Origin of the sequence: Flavobacterium tructae (assembly GCF_001853485.1) — a bacterium.
Lineage (GTDB): Bacteria > Bacteroidota > Bacteroidia > Flavobacteriales > Flavobacteriaceae > Flavobacterium > Flavobacterium tructae.
In genome coordinates this window covers 58568-75803 of record NZ_MIKE01000026.1, presented here as the reverse complement: position 1 = coordinate 75803, position 17236 = coordinate 58568, and the positions used below count along the sequence as shown (strand labels likewise).

The 17236-nt window shown below is 36.0% G+C and carries 18 protein-coding genes, 2 tRNA genes and 1 pseudogene; 7 read left to right on the top strand and 14 right to left on the bottom strand.

Going from position 1 to position 17236, the window contains the following annotated elements:
* Window positions 1-403: 403 nt before the first annotated feature.
* The 7 genes from BHE19_RS17930 to BHE19_RS17905 all read right to left on the bottom strand — a co-directional run bounded on the left by BHE19_RS17930 (window position 404) and on the right by BHE19_RS17905 (window position 5617).
* Window positions 404-1258, bottom strand: coding sequence for an EamA family transporter (locus tag BHE19_RS17930; protein ID WP_070908227.1), 855 nt, complete (start codon window positions 1256-1258; stop codon window positions 404-406).
* A gap of 123 nt (window positions 1259-1381) precedes the next feature.
* Entirely contained in the window at window positions 1382-2845 is a 1464-nt protein-coding gene (locus BHE19_RS17925; RefSeq protein WP_070908226.1) for an AAA family ATPase, read from the bottom strand.
* Between the two features lie 176 nt (window positions 2846-3021).
* On the bottom strand, window positions 3022-4140 hold the full coding sequence (locus BHE19_RS17920) for a vWA domain-containing protein (protein WP_017495554.1): 1119 nt from the start codon (window positions 4138-4140) through the stop codon (window positions 3022-3024).
* A 106-nt stretch (window positions 4141-4246) separates the two neighbouring features.
* Window positions 4247-4645 carry a YchJ family protein gene (locus BHE19_RS17915; protein ID WP_233431393.1) on the bottom strand — a complete coding sequence of 133 codons (399 nt, stop codon included), beginning with the start codon at window positions 4643-4645 and terminating at the stop codon, window positions 4247-4249.
* Window positions 4617-4847 carry a hypothetical protein gene (locus BHE19_RS17910; protein ID WP_070908224.1) on the bottom strand — a complete coding sequence of 77 codons (231 nt, stop codon included), beginning with the start codon at window positions 4845-4847 and terminating at the stop codon, window positions 4617-4619. The genes BHE19_RS17915 and BHE19_RS17910 overlap by 29 nt, the downstream gene beginning before the upstream one ends.
* A gap of 84 nt (window positions 4848-4931) precedes the next feature.
* Complete coding sequence (locus tag BHE19_RS22840; RefSeq protein WP_089059935.1) at window positions 4932-5075, bottom strand: hypothetical protein; 144 nt, start codon at window positions 5073-5075, stop codon at window positions 4932-4934.
* Window positions 5075-5617 (bottom strand): hypothetical protein, encoded by a 543-nt coding sequence (locus tag BHE19_RS17905; RefSeq protein WP_070908223.1) that lies wholly within the window; start codon window positions 5615-5617, stop codon window positions 5075-5077. Before BHE19_RS17905 ends, BHE19_RS22840 begins: the two co-directional genes overlap by 1 nt.
* Before the next feature lie 89 nt (window positions 5618-5706).
* Here BHE19_RS17905 and BHE19_RS17900 point away from each other — a divergent pair, with 89 nt between their 5' ends.
* From BHE19_RS17900 to BHE19_RS17870, 7 genes and pseudogenes are all read left to right on the top strand, one after another.
* Window positions 5707-5958: a hypothetical protein gene (locus tag BHE19_RS17900; RefSeq protein ID WP_017495549.1), complete on the top strand. Its 252-nt coding sequence runs from the start codon at window positions 5707-5709 to the stop codon at window positions 5956-5958.
* Window positions 5959-6307: 349 nt separating this feature from the next.
* Window positions 6308-6748, top strand: a complete 441-nt coding sequence (locus tag BHE19_RS17895; RefSeq protein WP_017495548.1) for a KTSC domain-containing protein — start codon at window positions 6308-6310, stop codon at window positions 6746-6748.
* A 259-nt stretch (window positions 6749-7007) separates the two neighbouring features.
* Entirely contained in the window at window positions 7008-7769 is a 762-nt protein-coding gene (locus tag BHE19_RS17890) for a DUF4369 domain-containing protein (RefSeq protein ID WP_017495547.1), read from the top strand.
* Window positions 7770-7787: 18 nt separating this feature from the next.
* Window positions 7788-8174: pseudogene (locus BHE19_RS17885) on the top strand (peroxiredoxin family protein); the annotation flags it as partial.
* A gap of 618 nt (window positions 8175-8792) precedes the next feature.
* Window positions 8793-8873, top strand: a tRNA-Tyr gene (locus BHE19_RS17880).
* Window positions 8874-9148: 275 nt separating this feature from the next.
* Window positions 9149-9229, top strand: a tRNA-Tyr gene (locus tag BHE19_RS17875).
* 291 nt (window positions 9230-9520) lie between these two features.
* Entirely contained in the window at window positions 9521-10828 is a 1308-nt protein-coding gene (locus tag BHE19_RS17870) for a site-specific integrase (protein ID WP_035628624.1), read from the top strand.
* Window positions 10829-11177: 349 nt separating this feature from the next.
* On the opposite strand, the gene BHE19_RS17860 is transcribed toward BHE19_RS17870, so the two are convergent.
* The 7 genes from BHE19_RS17860 to traJ all read right to left on the bottom strand — a co-directional run bounded on the left by BHE19_RS17860 (window position 11178) and on the right by traJ (window position 17236).
* A complete protein-coding gene (locus BHE19_RS17860; protein WP_012026320.1) occupies window positions 11178-11453 on the bottom strand; it encodes a hypothetical protein in 276 nt (91 codons plus the stop codon).
* Between the two features lie 35 nt (window positions 11454-11488).
* Window positions 11489-11791 carry a hypothetical protein gene (locus tag BHE19_RS17855; protein ID WP_026983253.1) on the bottom strand — a complete coding sequence of 101 codons (303 nt, stop codon included), beginning with the start codon at window positions 11789-11791 and terminating at the stop codon, window positions 11489-11491.
* Between the two features lie 5 nt (window positions 11792-11796).
* On the bottom strand, window positions 11797-12948 hold the full coding sequence (locus BHE19_RS17850; RefSeq protein ID WP_083342586.1) for a hypothetical protein: 1152 nt from the start codon (window positions 12946-12948) through the stop codon (window positions 11797-11799).
* Window positions 12949-12963: 15 nt separating this feature from the next.
* The gene (gene traN / locus BHE19_RS17845) at window positions 12964-13827 is read right to left on the bottom strand and encodes a conjugative transposon protein TraN (RefSeq protein ID WP_035628620.1); all 864 of its coding nucleotides are present in this window, start codon (window positions 13825-13827) and stop codon (window positions 12964-12966) included.
* A gap of 12 nt (window positions 13828-13839) precedes the next feature.
* Window positions 13840-15129, bottom strand: a complete 1290-nt coding sequence (gene traM / locus BHE19_RS17840; protein WP_035628618.1) for a conjugative transposon protein TraM — start codon at window positions 15127-15129, stop codon at window positions 13840-13842.
* Between the two features lie 262 nt (window positions 15130-15391).
* Window positions 15392-16000: a conjugative transposon protein TraK gene (gene traK / locus BHE19_RS17830; protein WP_233431392.1), complete on the bottom strand. Its 609-nt coding sequence runs from the start codon at window positions 15998-16000 to the stop codon at window positions 15392-15394.
* A 24-nt stretch (window positions 16001-16024) separates the two neighbouring features.
* Window positions 16025-17236 (bottom strand): conjugative transposon protein TraJ, encoded by a 1212-nt coding sequence (gene traJ / locus BHE19_RS17825; RefSeq protein WP_081912558.1) that lies wholly within the window; start codon window positions 17234-17236, stop codon window positions 16025-16027.

Here is a 17236-nt window from a genome sequence, read left to right as displayed (position 1 = left end):
TTTATCTTTTACAAAAGTTTTTTCTAGGGTTTATGGATACTTGCTCTAACATGGGATTTTCCTAAAACAGCGTCGCATCATAACACTGGTATTTCTATTGGTTCTCATTTTGTTTCTTTTTTTCCAGTTCTAAAAAAAGCCTTTCATTGGTGCATGAAAGGCTAAAAAAAAAAAATAACAAGTAAATTTCTCTATCAACGCCATTTCATCACATAGTCCTGCATGCGACACATCGTGAAGCCACATAAAGATGAGATGATATTTTGACTATAGTTCTTCATTGTTATTGCAAATCTATAAAATATATTTTATAAATTCTATAGAATTAGTAGAGTTTATTTTTGAAAAATGAAAAAATTAACAAATAACACCTGTTAATCAACACAATACATTCTGTAAAATTTTATTTAAACTGAGAAACAACAATAAAAATGATCGCTATTAAAGCTAAAAAGATACCAATAAAGTTAATTTTAGATAATTTTTCTTTGAAAAAAAGCAAACCAACAAAACTTCCTAAAACAATAACTCCCATATTCATTCCTGCAAAAACTGTCGATGGGTTTTCAGCAAATGCTTTATGTGCCTTTAAATAGAACAGGATATTTCCGAAATTGAAGATCCCCACCAGGGCACCAAAAAGAATATTTTTGGAGTCCAATTTCCTCTTTTTTACGCCAATTTCATAAATCGAAATTAAAAACGCTACTGCTAAGGCGATACAGAACACCACAAACAAAGAGGTTGGATAAGGCAAAGTAGTATAAAGAGCGATTTGTTTGAAGAGAATATCAATAATTCCAAAACCTACCAGAACCACTGCGGGATAAATCCATTTATTCTCTGTGGTATCCGGTTGCTTTTTTAAGATGAGTAAAAGTGCCAGAAAGCCAATTAGCAACCCAATAATTTTATAGGTATTAAATTCTTCTTTAAAGATGAACCAGGCCGCCAGAATTGGGATGAATAACGATAATCGCTGGGCTGTATCTGTTTTCACAATCCCCACATTTTTTATGGAAGCTACCAGAAACAAAAAGACTACCGGCAATAATATCCCAATAGCAATGTAAATATTCCAGGGAGCGTTTGCAGCAACTTCCTTTAAATTTGGACTAAAAGTAAAATAACAAAGTGCTAAAGCAACAATATAATTGAACGCAATAATCTGAGTGGGGTGTGTATTGTATTTTCGGGTTATTTTAAAGATCACACCAACAATTACACTGCACAAAATACTGAGGATAAGAAACAACATAGGATTATATTTTGAATGCAAAAATAGTACTTAAACTTCTTTTGTTTTGCCTTTTATAAAAAATTCAAACCCGACAGGTTTTAAAAACCTGTCGGGTTTAGTTAGAAAAAAATAGATTATAAATTACAATTTACTGATATAACTTCCGTACATATCTTTAAACTGATGTCCTTGAGCAAACCGGTCTTTGCTCAGTTTTTTGTATTCGACCAATCCCCACAGAATAAATTCTTTCATAAAATACTGATCTTTTTTATCCAGTTGAGGTAAATATTTTTTCAGCAAAACATCTAGCGGAGTCACTTCGTCTAAAATGTTCTGATACTCTAAATCAGAAGCATCGTCCAACAATTCGAAACCGCTTTCGGCAAAAAACCATTCGATCACATCTGAATAAGGTGTTTTTTCTCCCGGTTTTTCAAGTTTCTCTATTCGTGGTAATAATGTTGGAAATAAAGTTCTGATTGCTAAACCAATTAAGTTTTGTGCTACCATGGCAGCTCCCTCCTGCTCTCCTTCGTAAACCAGTTCTACTTTTCCGGTAATAGCAGGAATAATACCCACAAAATCAGACAAACGCAAAGTGGTTTTATCTACTCCGGCTTTTAAGGCACGACGTTCTGCGGTACTCATTAAATTCTCGAAAGCGGTGATACTCATTCTCGCACTTACACCACTTTTATTATCGATATATTCGCTTTCACGTGCTTCAAAACTAATCTGTTCTAAAATATCCCTGGCCAGAGCCGGCACATAAACTAATTTGTGTTGTGTTTCATCCAGTTTGGCTTCCTGCTCTGTGATAGCTCTTGCAATAGCAACACTTTCGGGATAATGTGTGAGAATCTGCGAACCGATTCTATCTTTTAGAGGCGTTACGATACTTCCTCTATTGGTATAATCTTCCGGATTGGCTGTAAAAATAAATTGCATATCCAAAGGCATTCTCAATTTAAATCCTCTAATCTGAATATCCCCTTCCTGCAAAATATTGAATAAAGCGACTTGAATTCTGGCTTGTAAATCCGGCAATTCATTAATTACAAAAATACAGCGGTTGGCTCTCGGAATCATTCCGAAATGAATGACACGATCATCGGCATAAGAAAGCTTTAAATTTGCTGCTTTTATAGGATCGACATCACCAATTAAATCAGCAACGGTAACATCGGGTGTGGCCAATTTTTCAAAAAAACGCTCACTGCGATGCAGCCATGAAATTGGCGTATCTTCACCTTTCTCCGCAATTAAATCTTTTGCAAAACGTGAAATAGGATGTAACGGATCGTCATTAATTTCCGAGCCCGCAACAAACGGAATGTACTCGTCTAACAATTCAACCATCTTACGTGCCAAACGTGTTTTTGCCTGACCGCGAAGTCCTAATAAGTTAATATTATGACGAGAAAGAATGGCACGCTCCAATTCCGGAATTACCGTATTTTCGAAACCATGAACACCTTCAAAAACAGGCTTTCCTGACTTTATTTTCTCACGAAGATTATTGCGTAATTCGTCTTTAATACTGACACTTTTGTAACCAACAGCTTTTAACTGTCCTAATGTTTTTATATTCTTTATTTCCATTTTTACTGATTGAAAAATTTCTAATTTGCTTTTTTTTAACTTTTAATGACTTCTTGCTTCGACTTCGCTCAGCGAGACCACCGAGACTTAGACTGTCACTGCAACTTATGCTTCGACTTCGCTCAGCAGGACACTGTCACTGAGACTGAGACTGAGACTGAAACCAAGCTTAAACACTACCTCACCCTCTTCTTCCTATTCGTTTCATAATCTTCAAAAATCATCTCTCCCAGTCCTTTTAATCCGGTGTAAAATGCTTTTCCCTGATTCGCTTCGGTAAAATGGTTGACAAAACGCTGTAAATACGGATCGTTTGCAATCATGAATGTTGTAATCGGAATGTGTAATTTTCTGGCTTGCTGTGCCTGTGTATAACATTTATCAACGATGTACTCGTCGAGTCCGTTACTATTCATATAATAGGAACCGTCACGCTCGCGTACGCAGCTGGGTTTTCCATCGGTAATCATAAAAATCTGCTTGTTGGTATTTCGTTTTCTTCGTAAAATATCCATGGCCAATTGAAGTCCTGCAACGGTATTGGTATGATAAGGGCCTACTTGCAGATAGGGTAAATCTTTAATAGGGATGATCCAGGCATCGTTTCCGAAAACCAAAATATCGAGTGTGTCTTTGGGATAACGAGTTGTGATTAATTCGGCCAAAGCCATGGCTACTTTTTTTGCAGGTGTGATTCGGTCTTCGCCATAGAGAATCATACTGTGACTGATGTCAATCATCAAAACGGTGCTCATTTGCGCTTTGTATTGAGTTTCTTCTACTACCAAATCATTTTCGGTTAGCATGAAACTTTCAACACCATTATTAATCTGGGCATTTCGCAGACTTTCTGTCAATGAAATTCGTTCTAAACCATCTCCAAAATTAAACTCACGAAATTCCCCCGTATGTTCGTCACCATTTCCGGCATGTTTGGTTTTATGATTACCACTTCCGGAACGTTTTAAATTACCAAAAATTTGATCCAGGGCCTGTTGTCTGATAGCGCGTTCTGTCTTGGCAGTAATACCAAAACCACCGCTTCCGTCAGGTTTAACTTCGTCTTTTATGTAACCTTTCTTTTTTAAATCTTCGATAAAATCATCGATAGTGTAGTTCTCATCTGTTAGTTTGTATTCTATGTCTAACTCCCTTAACCAGCTGATTGCTTCGTCAAAATCACCCGAAGTATGGGTGATCAGCTCTTTAAAAATACCAAAAAGCTTTTCAAACGGAGACTGAAACGGAGCTTCGTACGACTTAAAATAAAAACCTTTTTTAAATTCGTTTTTCATAATTTTAAAATTACGCTATTTTAGAATTATGAAAAACGAAACGTTTATTAATTTTTAGTTAAAATATCTAACCAAAACTAACAACTAACAGTGTTAGGCCTGACAATTATTCAAACTTTCCGTCAACATAAAACCACTCCTTATTTTCGAATTTAAAAGTCGAAAACTCATAATGCACTTGTGGTTTGCTGTCTGAATCTAAAAAATAGGCTTTGAACTCGACGGTATTTTCAGCAAAACTCAAAATTTCGAGTCTCTGCCATTTATTAGCTGTTGCCCATTTTAAAATTTCGGTCTTCGAATAATATTTTCTTTCCGAAATATAAGTGGTTTCTAATAGATAATCTGCCTTGTGACAGGCATAAGCCGAATATCTGGAACGCATTAGAGCTAGTGCCGTTGGTGCTTTTTGATTGTTTTCAAGGTACTGACCACAGCAATTTTCGAACAATAATCCAGTATCACAAAAACACTTCTTACTCTCCATCAACCTGCTCTTCTCCATTAATTTTTACATGCAGCTGATTCAATAAAACCTGATACCTGCTAATTTCTCTTAAATCTTCATCTTCTTCAGCATGATCCAGCATATCATCTAAGGTATCACTTACTTCAAGCAGTTTATTATTCGCTTCTCTATTGTCCTTTGCAGCAATTAAATCAATAATTTCCTGCACACTTGCTTTTAAATCTTCGTATTTACTCATCTGTATTGTGTTATATTTTGTTCCAGGTTTCAGGTTTCAAGTTTTTTTTGTTGGAATTTCAAACTAAGAATAACCAGAAACATTTTATTCTCCTTTACTCTCGTTGAACTTTTTAATAATTTCTTTAAGCTTTTCTTTGCGTGCAATCTCAGCCTGTTTTACTTTGTTCTGGGCTTTATGCAATTTGTCATTATGCTTTTTGATGTTCCTTTCGTTGTTGCGTCCCATTATATTTCTCTTTTAATTTCGTCTAAAGTTTTCTCGGTATAAATCAACTCATTGATAATCTGCTTTCTCAACTCATCAATATCTTCATAATCAAAATGCTTTGCCCATGAAGTGAGTTGTTGCAGATTGCGAACTTGTTTGATTCGTTTCGTTGTTTCAAAACTGGTTCTTAAAACAGGTTTTCCATCATAATTTGGGTTCTTCTTATGCTGATAGGTTACCAGATTCTGATCGAAGTCAGCTTCGATATAGTACAGTTTTTCTTCAGCGTTATCCGGATAAAATTCGTTCCAGGCCGCAAAACCTATTTTAGTTTTCGAAGCAGTTTCCGGTACCATTGCTACCAAACGCCATTTGCTATTGGCCAGTCTTCCCCAATGATTTGACACCCGGTACATTCCGGCTTCCGTATAATAATAAGCACTTCCGGCTTTGCTCTCAAACTGCTTCTTTAAACCTTCAATTTTATCTGAAAGTACTTCATGAAAAACACAAAAGGTATTTTTAAAGGAATTAGGATGTGGTTTGAAGTTTTTTTGCATGTGCAAATATACTGAGATTGTCAAGAACTCCCTAAAACAAACATAATAATGATTAACTTTGCAGCTTCAATTTTAAAACAAACAAAATTATGTCTAAAGATCCACAAGGGAAAATGCTGCAAAAAGGAATTTATACGGGCATCATAGAAAAAGATGAAAACAACAACTATTTTTGTGGTGAGTACCTTTTAGACTATAAAATCGCACATACTAACTTTAATATAGGTGATTGGATCACGATTAAATCTATTATCGAAAACCCAAGCGATATCAGCTATGATAAGTATCCAAAAAAATCTAAAAACTTCGATAAGGCTAATAATAAACCGGAGAACAAGTAATTACAGATTAAGTTCAGGTTTCAAGTTTCAAGTTTTAGGTTTCAAGTTTCAGGTCACTTTTAACGCAAAGACCGCAAAGATTTACGCAAAGTTCGCAAAGTTTTTATTTATGAAGCTTTGCGAGCTTCGCTTTTGGAGTACATCTTATCCTAAAAAAAAACTTGTGTTTTTTTTTGTGGTTAAGCACATCTAACACTCAGACCCCGCAATCATAAACCTCAAACAAAAACAAATATTTTTCCGCTCAAAAGTAAAAAGTTAAAAAAAAGTGTACCTTTGCAAAAAATTTGTCGTTTTGAAGTAAAAAACAATCATTTCAAACTAATAGACAAGAAGTTACCTTTTATTTATGAAAAAAATAGTTGAATACCGCAAGTTACTAAATGTAGACAAAACTGCTGAATTAAAAGATTTAAAAACAATCTATCGTAATGCGATGAAAGAATCTCATCCTGATAAATTTCAAGGTGATGATGCTGGTTTAAAAGCTGCAGAAGAAAAAAGTAAAGCTATTATTGAGGCTTATCACTTCTTGGTAAGTATTAATCCTGAAACGATTAAACTTAATTTACCGGAATACACTGAAACGATTTCGACTTGTTCAATTACTGATTATAAATTTGTTGAAGGTCGTTTAATTATCGATTTCTCTAACGGAAGTGTTTACGAATACATTAGTGTTCCTAAAGCAACTTACGTTAAAATGGTAAATGCTGATTCTCCTGGAAGATTTGCAAAAAGACATATTCTTAATTCTTTCACATGGAGAAAGAAAACAAATCAAGAATAGATTTATACCAAAATATCTACAAAAGCACTCTCTCAACGGAGTGCTTTTTTTATGCGCAAAAATTTAAAAAAACGTTATTTATTTTCATTATAACGATATAATTAAGAGTTTTAAATCAAATAATCCTCACAAACCTTCTGATTACATGACAATTAAACCTAAAAAAACAATAACAAAATTTTAGGTTCCAAAATTCTTTATGTTTTATAATTTTAAATACTTTTGTTGCACAAATCAATTAACTAATTAATTTTTTATAATGAAAAAAATACTTTTTTTACTAACTGCTTCTGCAGCGATTATTTCTTGCAGCAAAGTTAAAGACGGAGAATACCTAATTACAGGAACTGCAACCGGTATCGAAAACGGAAAAACAATCATTCTTCAAGGTCAGGATCCAACAACAAAAATGGCTGTATCTCTTGACACAGTAAAAGTTGAAAACGGAAAATTCGAAATTAAAGGAAAAGTAACAGAACCAGCTTTTCATACTTTAATTGTTCAAGGAGCTAATGGTCCAATTCCATTCATCTTAGAAACAGGAGAAATTACTGTTGCAGTTGACAAAGACAGTATCCACAAATCTAAAATTTCAGGTACTTACAACAATGACGAGTATGTAAAATTCAATGAGGATATGACAAAAACTCAAAAAGGTTTAGTTGATTTTCAAAAGAAAAATACTCAAAAAATGCAACAAGCTCAACAAGCTCAAGATACTGCAACGATCAATAGCTTGATGAAACAATACATGACACTTCAAACAGAAGTTCAGGAAAACTCTAAAAAGAAATATTTAGCTTACGCTGAGACTCACCCAAAAGCATTTATCTCTGCTTTAATCATTCAAAGCATGGTTAATGACCCAAGCACTGACATCAAAAAAGCGGAAGGTTTATACAACTCTTTAGACGAATCTTTAAAAAACTCTACTCCTGGAAAAGAAATCAAAACTAAACTAGGACAATTGAAAAATCCTGCAGTTGGTGCATCAGCAGCTCCTGTTGGAAGCCCTAAATGAAGAGCAGATTTTTCGGCTCCAAATCCACAAGGAAAAGTAGTTTCGCTTAAAGAAAGCTTAGGCAAAGTAACTATCGTTGATTTCTGGGCATCATGGTGTGGTCCATGCAGAAAAGAAAACCCGAATGTGGTAGCTATTTACAAAGAATTACACGCTAAAGGTTTAAATATTATTGGAGTTTCATTAGACAAAGAAGCTGCTGCCTGGAAAGAAGCCATCGCAAAAGACGGACTAACCTGGACACAAGTTTCAAACTTAAAATTTTGGGACGAGCCAATTGCAAAACAATATGGTGTTGAATCTATTCCGGCAACTTTTATTCTTGATGCATCAGGAAAAGTAGTTGCTCAGGATTTAAGAGGTCCGGAATTAAGAGCCAAAATAATAGAGCTTTTAGCCAAATAATATTGCCTTTCAGAATAAAACAAAAAAATCTCCCTAGTGGAGATTTTTTTGTTTTTATATAGTACTACTTAACTAAAAGCTAATCCAAAGAGATGCTCTATTATCGATAAAAAAACAAACATATTCTATCAAACCCAATAACCTTCATTTAAGAGATAAACAACCTTTCTTTCGACTCTCTTCACAAATAAAAAAAATAGCGCTTAATTTCAAAGAAAAAACTACTTGGAAAAGTTTGAAAACGCAACTTATCAAAAGAAGACCAAAACCTAACAGTCTTCGTCAAGCTGCAAATTTCTGCGAGAACAAATGTCAAACATTTCAGAATAGATTTATTTGGTTCAACTCGTATTTGTTGCTCCTTTCTGAGAAAAAGCAGTAATTAAAACGTTTAAGAAATCAAAAAAACAAACAAATACCCCGTGACAACCTGTAAAAATAACCCTACTTTATAAAAAACACCTAAAAAACTTTATTTTTACTTTATTCAATTCCAACAGATTAAAAAAACAATGTAAAACTAACGTAAAATTAAGTTCATTTTTTGTTTGCAAACATCAAAAACGTTCCTATATTTGCAACCGCTTAGAACAATAAAGCACAACAATACAAAGTCTTGGGGAGATACTCAAGCGGCCAACGAGGGCAGACTGTAAATCTGCTGTGTGAACTTCGCAGGTTCGAATCCTGCTCTCCCCACTGAAAAGTCCTGATGAAAATCGGGACTTTTTTTTTTGCTTTAGTTTCATTTTTTCCCCTGCTTAGCTATCCTAAAACCTTATTTCTATATTTTTCTGCTAAAAATTTTACTCCAAGAAATTCTTAAAGACATTCTTACATAAGCTTTTATCTGTCCGACCACAACTTTAAAAAGTATAACTTAAAATTAAGTACGTTTTTTATTTGCAAACATCAAAAACCTTCCTATATTTGCAACCGCTTAGAACAACAAAGCGCAACAAATACAAAGCTTCGGGGAGATACTCAAGCGGCCAACGAGGGCAGACTGTAAATCTGCTGTGTGAACTTCGCAGGTTCGAATCCTGCTCTCCCCACGGAAAGGCCAAAAAGGCGGAAAACTTAAAGTTTTCAATCTTTTCAAAAAGCCACAAAAAATGTCTGAAGACCTGCAAATTCAACGATTTGCAGGTTTTTTTCGTTTAAAGCCTATTTTCAATATTTATAAATCCTCACAAAATTAAAGGTGCAGAATCGGTGCACTTTCCGGCGCGCTGAAAAGTGCACCAGAAACAATGAAAATCCCTTATATTACAGGGGTTAACAAGATTAACGACTTGATTTGGCAGTAATATTATTCTACATTTATTAATTTAAAAAGTAGGATTATGTTGGAAAGCAGTTTTGGTTTGGGATTCTTTTTAAAAAGACCCAAAATAGAAAGTAAAGAATGGATCGTATATTTCAGAATAACTGTTGACGGTATCCGTAAGGAAAGCTCAACTAAGAGAAAATGGGATAATACACGATGGGATCAAAGGTTCGAAAGAGCAATCGGCTCAAAGGAAGATGCAAAGTCCCTAAACTTCTTTTTGGATTCGCTGACTTTAAAAATCAATGAAATCAAAACCGAAATGATGTACAGCGGCAAAACCATAACCGCTGAGAAAATTATGGACGAGGTTCTGGGAAGGACAGCGCCAAAGATTAAGGTGCTCGAAGAATTTCAAAAGCATAATGATGAAATGGAGGCGCTTCTTGGAAAAGGCTATGCAAAAGGCACCCTTGACCGGTTTACCATTACTAAAAACCATTTGACTGCTTTTATCAAATTCAAGCTTAAAAAGCACGATCTTGAATTTGCGGATTTGAATCTTGAGTTTGTAAAGGACTTCGAGTTTTACCTTAGAACTGTACGCGACTGCAGCAACAACACCACCCTAAAGTATATTGCAAATTTCAAAAAGATTGTAATCCGCGCCATTGATAAGGAGTTAATCACCAAGGACCCATTTAAGAACTTTAAGGGACGTAAAACAAAACTGGTAAAAAAACCACTCACCGCACAGGAATTGTACGAACTTGAAAGTCATTATTTCACAACTGACAGGCTCAATGTCGTAAGGGATGTATTTGTCTTCCAATGCTACACTGGCCTGGCTTACATAGACGCTTATCAATTAAAGAAAACTGATATCAAAGAAGGCATTGATGGAAATCTATGGATTATGTCCGAAAGACAGAAAACAAACTCATCATTTAATGTACCTCTTCTTCCCCAAGCACTGAAAATAGTTGAAAAATATAAAGAGCACCCGCTGTGTATCCAGCGTGGAACCGTGCTTCCTGTTTCATCCAACCAGAAAATGAATGAGTATCTAAAAGAGGTGGCAGTCTTGTGTGGCTTTCCTTTTACATTAAACACGCATATGGCCCGCCGTACTTTTGGAAGCACTGTGACATTAAATAACAACGTCCCTATTAATGTAGTTAAAGAACTGCTGGGTCATGCATCGGTAAAACAGACTGAGGCATATGCTATAACTGAGCAGGCCACAATCGGTCGTGAAATGTCTATTCTCAATAAAAAACTCAATAAAACTGGATCCAAAATATCTAAACCTGATTTGGCGGTTCTCAGTAGGCTCGAAAAGGAAATTCAGGCAATCAAAAAGAAATACAACATTTCTTCGTGATCAATAAATTTCAAAATATATTTAAAATTAAAAGAGGCTATCTCAAATATTTTGAGATAGCCTCCTTTTACACAACTTAACTTCGCTTTTATATCCTGGATGATAAGATGGGGTGTACTTAATGTATCCTAAATCCTGAAGCTGTTTAAAATACTTATGATAAGTCGGCAGCGTATTCACATGTGACAGCTCCATAATTTTACTGCGGCTGACTTTAATCCTTCTTCTTTGGCCCTGCCTATAGCCTAATCCTAGTATTGCTGTCAAAATTGATAGATGCCAGACATTTAGTTTAGGATCATTACTATACATTGACAGATAACTCATTATATAGCTTTCTTTTAATCTCCTAGTGTTTATCATCATCAAATAATTTTTGAAGATCTTCTTTATTATAGTAGTACGACCCAAGCACTTTTTTGAAACGGACTTTTTGGCTTGTTCTAAGATTCTGTACTGAACCTGCTGAAATATCAAGCAGTTTTCTCACAGACTTGCTTTTAATCCACTCTGGTTCCAAAGTTTCTTTCCGTCCAGAATCCTTATCTTTAAATAAAGCCTGTATTTTATCTACTAGAAGAAGACCAAACTGTCTCAGATCTTCCTTGGTTACAATTTCATTCATAGTACAATTTCATAAAATTATTAATTGCAGAACCTTTAAATGTCCGCGTCAGCTGAAAACAAAAAATATACTTCACTTCCACGATTTTTTTTAAAAGATGGTCTATACTTTATGTATCCATACTGATGAAGTTCCTGGACACATTTATGATACGTATTTGCTGAAGAAACTTTAGCAATAACAATAATCTCCGAGCTAAAGACAAAAATTGGATTAATAAAGCCCTTAACGGATCTAAATTGTAATAGAGCTGCATAAATGGCAATATGCATTGGACTAATCCGGTAATCATTCTCTATTGCGGTGAAAAAATCCGATAAAGGCTTTAATTTTTCCATAACTTTTAAAGTGAGGGAGTTTTTCTTTTCTTTACTTTATTATCTTTCCTCCCTGAATCACCTTCATCAGAATCTAGATTTTTTTTTTGATCTTTAGATACTGATTCTTTTTGAGATTCAGCCTTTTTCTCTTCCTTACTCTCTCGATGATTAATTCTTTGTAAATTTTCATCATAAACATTAACAGTCTTAAACTGGGGATTTGCCTCCACAAACATTTTACTTTCAACACCGCTAACTACGAAAGTCGCTGACTGAAGATTTCCTTTTTTAAGGGAATTTAAAAGGTCTTCTTTATACTGCGGAGTATTGAGCTCTTTGATTGAATGTTTTGCCAGACTTGCTTCCAAATCATACCCATAATTCTGATGGTATTGGTTCAGCTTAAAATTACCATTGTCAGATTGTTTAAAGTCGATTTTCAGCCAGCAATTATAGCTCTCCCCTTCTTTGTTTTTAAGATCTTTATTGACAGATCTGCCTTCCATCAAATTATAAGCCTCTTTCATTGTAATGCTGGCGCTGTCTTTGTTGATGTAGAAGGTCTGTTCCAGACCAGGTTTGTTTTCTTCTTTCTGAAGATTGACATGATAGGAATTAAAAAAGTACATATCTGTCTGCTCAGACCTTTTGAAATTTAATTCTACAGTTAAGGTATCCTTATTTGGCAGACCATTGTTCATAATGCCGGTGTGCATAATTTTAAAATCCTTATCTCCCTTCATTATGTTCTCTCGCAGTTCAGCATCGAACGTTTCTCCAAATCCAGTATATTTTAACTGGTCTTTCAGGTATTCTAAATTTTTCTCATTCATTGCGTTTTCATTTAAATTATTTTCTAAAATTTCTCTCCTATCTATTTCCCTTTTGGCAAATCCAGTAAGTTCTATTGCTTCATTTTCGGAAGTATCTGCCCCGCTATTCAAAACTGCTCGCAAGTCGTCGATAACTGATTCAATCGGCAGGCTCTGAAAATAATTCACATCATTGGTCATAACCAGACAGTACTCCTTCGCATCCAAGGGATTTCTAAAAAACTCAATTGTGTCGGTATCAGTCATCTCATCGGTATTAAAGGCGGCAAATCGATGGCCGTTATAAGCCATTTCCTCAGCAAACGACAGCATCATTTCAGTGTCAGCTAAATTGATTATCATAATTTATTTTAAAGCTTAAAAAGTGTCACTGCTTAATTCGGAAATCGGAAATACCAGATTAGTCAGATTATTATTTATATCTAATTCCAAATTTCGCCCCCCGTTTTTTTCAATCATCTGAATGGTTAGATACTTATTCTCAGGGATAGTAAATTTCTCCAGCGCATAGACTTTTATTATTTCAGATTTATAAGGAATTACAGAAGATGATGAAGTTGCATACAAAGGCTCCAATTCAATTTCCTGTGAGGCTGTTCGTTTTGATTTTCTCTTATCCCTAATAAAAAAACGAAACTGATCAATATCGTAGTTAATCTTTGATTTGTTTTCAAAAACAACACGCAGATACAAAACATCCTGCTGGATAAAGATGCCGTTCACCTCTAGTCTGATCTGATACTTTGATTTTTTTAGACCACTGATTTTTTTCTTTTTTGAATACGCAGACCAAGCACACTGTTCGATCCTTTTCTGATTTTCGTTTTCTAAAGAAAACAGCACGTCCCTGCTTGCAGCCACTGCATTTTCAGCCTTAAAATTTAAGTCAGGGCAGGAATCGTCATAATTCAGTACAAAAACGTACAATTTCCCGTCAGATGTAACAACTGTCAGATTGGTCTGGAAAAAATGCTGTTTAGCAGCTTTTACAAGTAGTATATTCTCAACTCCTTTTGCTTTCTGGACAAGCACTTCTGCGCTTCCTTTATCTATGCTCTTGATTGTATAAGGAAAAATAATGCTTGTGGTTTTAGAAAAACCTACTTGTAGATTTTTATACTGGTCTTCGTAAAAAGCAGTTTCCTTTGCGTTTGACTGTGGACTAACTGAAACACAAACCAGCAGCAAGCTGATTAAAAACAAATAATTCGCTCTTTTCATATTTTCTCTCTTTTAAGGTTTTAAATTCTTTTGTTTTTCATCATACAGCAGCACCTGATACCCTGCCTTTACAACCACTTTTATGAGCTTTACCTTTTTGCTCATAAGACTTTTGGCAGCCTCGATGCCCATACCTGCAGCCTGTGCTCCCCATGAATCCGAAATCCCGGTAAGACCGAGAGTCTGAATGGATCTGTCCGCTGATGCTTTAGCCACATCCCTGTTAATCGCTCCGGGAATATAAATGCCGTCAATCCCGTCCATATCATAGAGTGCCAGCTCGACGGGAAATATCGAATTATTGTACTGGATGTTTGTGATTTTTACCTCCAGCCTCTCTCCTTTTAAAGCCGCCATACCGTACAGAAAAGTATTTCTGGGAATAATTGTTCCTTGGAGAAAAATATCATTCGTAAGTCTTAATTTAACTACTGAGCCATTGACAATAGTCTGCGTCTGATGCACAACTGCTTCAATAGAATTTTGTATTTCCTCAGCAGGCTGTGCCTCGTCCAGAGAATAAAATTCATTTGTTTTCAAAGAGGTCTGCCAATCGACGTTCCCCTGAAGTGAGCTTATGTTATTCTCTGCTTCTTTTTTCTGCACTGAATATATTTTGCCTTTTTTACTTTCAGATGTTTGTTTAAGCCTCTCCTGCACGCGATGCGGATGCTGTATATCCAAAATATTTTCCAACATACCGCCTAACTGCTGAAGTTCCGGATCAGGTTCCTGGGGCGTGCTCATCGTCGACATTAGCCCTTCAAGTTTTTTAATCTCTTCCAATTCTCCACGAGAAGTGCCGTAATTTTTAAATTCCCTCATGTCCTGACCGTAAGCAGGGACAACAGGCTGGCTGATTACGTTTTCAAGAGCCCTGAGCTTCTCATAAACTTTCTGTTCATTGCGGTCCTGAAAAGACTGAGAATTTAAAGCCGATCTGTTTTTTGGAAGCATCCGGGATTCAAAATCACTTGTGGAAAAAGAATCTGCTTTATCTTCCGAGACTTTATTATCAATATAGTTAGGATCTTTTTTTATCTGCTCTCGCAGTTTTATCGAATCAACTGCCGCCTGATCGTAATAGCTCATCTTATCCAATGCTGAGTCTTCTTTAAATTTAGGCAGCGGCAGATTAAAATTGAATCCTTTCCTTTCATCGTTCCCTGCCATCTTGGATTCCATTCTTCCGCCGCCTAATGAATAAAATAAGAATGTGAGAAATGGAAATGTTATAAGAGGCAGCATTAAAAGCATCTTTCTCTTTTTAGACTCCTTTGGAGATAATGTTTTCTCTTGCATAATTTTAGTTTTTTAAATTGATTGTCTTAATTTTTGAAGCTGTTGAAACCTCAGCTTCTTTATAGAATGTCCTATACAGGTTATAAATTAAGTAACCCGATGTCAAAACCGTAAAGAACAGAAGTCCCCAGATCAGTTTTGTTTTAGAGAGCCCATCTGTGACGCTCTTCATTTTTTCTGCCCATCTTTTCTGCAATAGCAGATAATACTTGTGATACACAAAAGGCTCAGTCTGCCTTGTAAAAAAGGATTTCATAAATCTCTATTTTCTGGTTTCTGCGGAAATATCTTTGTTTTCAATCGTATTAAACCGCTCGATAAGAAAACCATGCGGATTATTATCGCTTCTTGATACATTGCGAAGCGCACCTTCTGTAAGCAGGCTTCTTTTCAAAATACTGGTAGTACGGATAATGTTCTGTCTGGCATAACATCTAAAATGGTAGGGATATTCACGGATATCAATACTCACACTGTCAATCTGGATGGTCTGACTGATATTTCCTGATATAATACCCGAATAAAAATTGTTTTCCTTCAGGTCATCATAAATCCGTTTTGCACTGTCGTCTGCCAGATATAGGGCTTTTGTGATATTGGTTTTAATGACCTTATCATCAGGATCAAGGGTAAAGAAAAACTTATGAAAGGTTTTCACATGGTCCCTTGCTTCAACAGTGATATTATCTTTTCTTTCCGAAGCGTAAGCTTCCAGCGCTTTACCGTTTGCCAGAATATATACTTTATCCTGCATAAGGCTCACTGTCTGGAAACTTTTATAGACAGCATAACAGCTTATTATGATGCAGCCTGCAATTACAAGCATCGTGAAACCTCTCACATATCTAAATGCCGTATCAATGTTTTTCATTTTGGTAAACATATGCTCCTTTTATTAAGTCTGTTTAGAATTTCCTTTAAGCCTGTCATTCATATAGTTTCCTTTATCAGTAAAATAAGGACTGCTTCCTGCTGTCGCAGCCATGCTGCTGGTCATTCTCCGATCCGCATCTCCCATCGCATCAGCAGCCATTCCAACCGCATTTGAAGAGGTTCTCACAACAGAACTAGCTGAATTGCTAAACATGCTTGTCACTTTATGACCCAAGGCTCCTCCTCCGCCTGCATGAACTATATAATTGGCAACAGAAGGCACGGTAAAATATCCTATGATACCTATTATCATGAAAATTAAATATGACATATCGGTCCTGCTGAAAAAAGTGTCACCTGTTGCCTGCACCTGCGAGAGGTCCAGCTTGAGCATGAGTTCCTGAATCTTTCCTATAATACTTCCGAATATATTGGCAACAGGAAGCCAGAGGTAAATATTGATATATCGAGCAAGCCAGACAGTGAGCGTGTGCTGGAAACCGTCAAATACTGCGATTCCAAATACCAGCGGACCTAAAATGGAAAGCACCACCAGCTGAAATGTCCGAAGGGTGTCAATGCATAAGGCGGCAGCTTCAAACAAAACCCTCAGCACCTCGCTCAGCCATTCCTTGACCGAATTTCGAAAACTGTAAGAAGCTTTTTCCATTGCAAATTTTACATCATTGCCTATGCCTGCGAGCATGCTCTCATCCGATGGATCAGCACCGTCATGCGTATACTTATACCATCTGTCGCGATCACCCGTACCAGCGGCCCCTACATACATCTTCCATGGATCGGTTTCTTTAATTGCTTTTTCTTTCTCTTTAAGAAGAACAGCAACTGCATTGTTAGAGCCTGTTACCATAGCTGCAGTAGCTGTAACAGTTGGTTTCATAACTCCGTTAATAAGTGCCAGAACCGACGGAAAAATCATAATGCAGAATCCTATAACAAAGGGACGGAAGAGCGGATAAAAATCAATGGGCTCGGCACTTGCAATATGTCTCCACACGCGTGAAGCGATGTACCATATAGTTCCAAAGCCTGCTATTCCCTGCCCTACAGCAATTAGGTTAGAACACAACGGCATCATTTCATCATAAAGCTGTTCTAAAACCCCATGAAGACTGGTCATATCATCACCAAGTCCCTGCGCTATTATTCTGTAAGGAAGCAGTAATATGATAAGCATCACACAAACTGCTTTTTTGTTTAATAAACATTTCAT

Coding starts and splice junctions, on each gene's coding strand:
- BHE19_RS17855 (WP_026983253.1), bottom strand. CDS start 11,791: ATGGAAAAATTAAAGCCTTTATCGGATTTTTTCACCGCAATAGAGAAT.
- traJ (WP_081912558.1), bottom strand. CDS start 17,236: ATGAAATGTTTATTAAACAAAAAAGCAGTTTGTGTGATGCTTATCATA.
- BHE19_RS17930 (WP_070908227.1), bottom strand. CDS start 1,258: ATGTTGTTTCTTATCCTCAGTATTTTGTGCAGTGTAATTGTTGGTGTG.
- BHE19_RS17870 (WP_035628624.1), top strand. CDS start 9,521: ATGTTGGAAAGCAGTTTTGGTTTGGGATTCTTTTTAAAAAGACCCAAA.
- BHE19_RS17900 (WP_017495549.1), top strand. CDS start 5,707: ATGTCTAAAGATCCACAAGGGAAAATGCTGCAAAAAGGAATTTATACG.
- BHE19_RS17910 (WP_070908224.1), bottom strand. CDS start 4,847: ATGAGTAAATACGAAGATTTAAAAGCAAGTGTGCAGGAAATTATTGAT.
- BHE19_RS17915 (WP_233431393.1), bottom strand. CDS start 4,645: ATGGAGAAGAGCAGGTTGATGGAGAGTAAGAAGTGTTTTTGTGATACT.
- BHE19_RS22840 (WP_089059935.1), bottom strand. CDS start 5,075: ATGGGACGCAACAACGAAAGGAACATCAAAAAGCATAATGACAAATTG.
- BHE19_RS17850 (WP_083342586.1), bottom strand. CDS start 12,948: ATGATAATCAATTTAGCTGACACTGAAATGATGCTGTCGTTTGCTGAG.
- BHE19_RS17920 (WP_017495554.1), bottom strand. CDS start 4,140: ATGAAAAACGAATTTAAAAAAGGTTTTTATTTTAAGTCGTACGAAGCT.
- traM (WP_035628618.1), bottom strand. CDS start 15,129: ATGCAAGAGAAAACATTATCTCCAAAGGAGTCTAAAAAGAGAAAGATG.
- traN (WP_035628620.1), bottom strand. CDS start 13,827: ATGAAAAGAGCGAATTATTTGTTTTTAATCAGCTTGCTGCTGGTTTGT.
- BHE19_RS17860 (WP_012026320.1), bottom strand. CDS start 11,453: ATGAATGAAATTGTAACCAAGGAAGATCTGAGACAGTTTGGTCTTCTT.
- BHE19_RS17890 (WP_017495547.1), top strand. CDS start 7,008: ATGAAAAAAATACTTTTTTTACTAACTGCTTCTGCAGCGATTATTTCT.
- traK (WP_233431392.1), bottom strand. CDS start 16,000: ATGAAAAACATTGATACGGCATTTAGATATGTGAGAGGTTTCACGATG.
- BHE19_RS17925 (WP_070908226.1), bottom strand. CDS start 2,845: ATGGAAATAAAGAATATAAAAACATTAGGACAGTTAAAAGCTGTTGGT.
- BHE19_RS17895 (WP_017495548.1), top strand. CDS start 6,308: ATGAAAAAAATAGTTGAATACCGCAAGTTACTAAATGTAGACAAAACT.
- BHE19_RS17905 (WP_070908223.1), bottom strand. CDS start 5,617: ATGCAAAAAAACTTCAAACCACATCCTAATTCCTTTAAAAATACCTTT.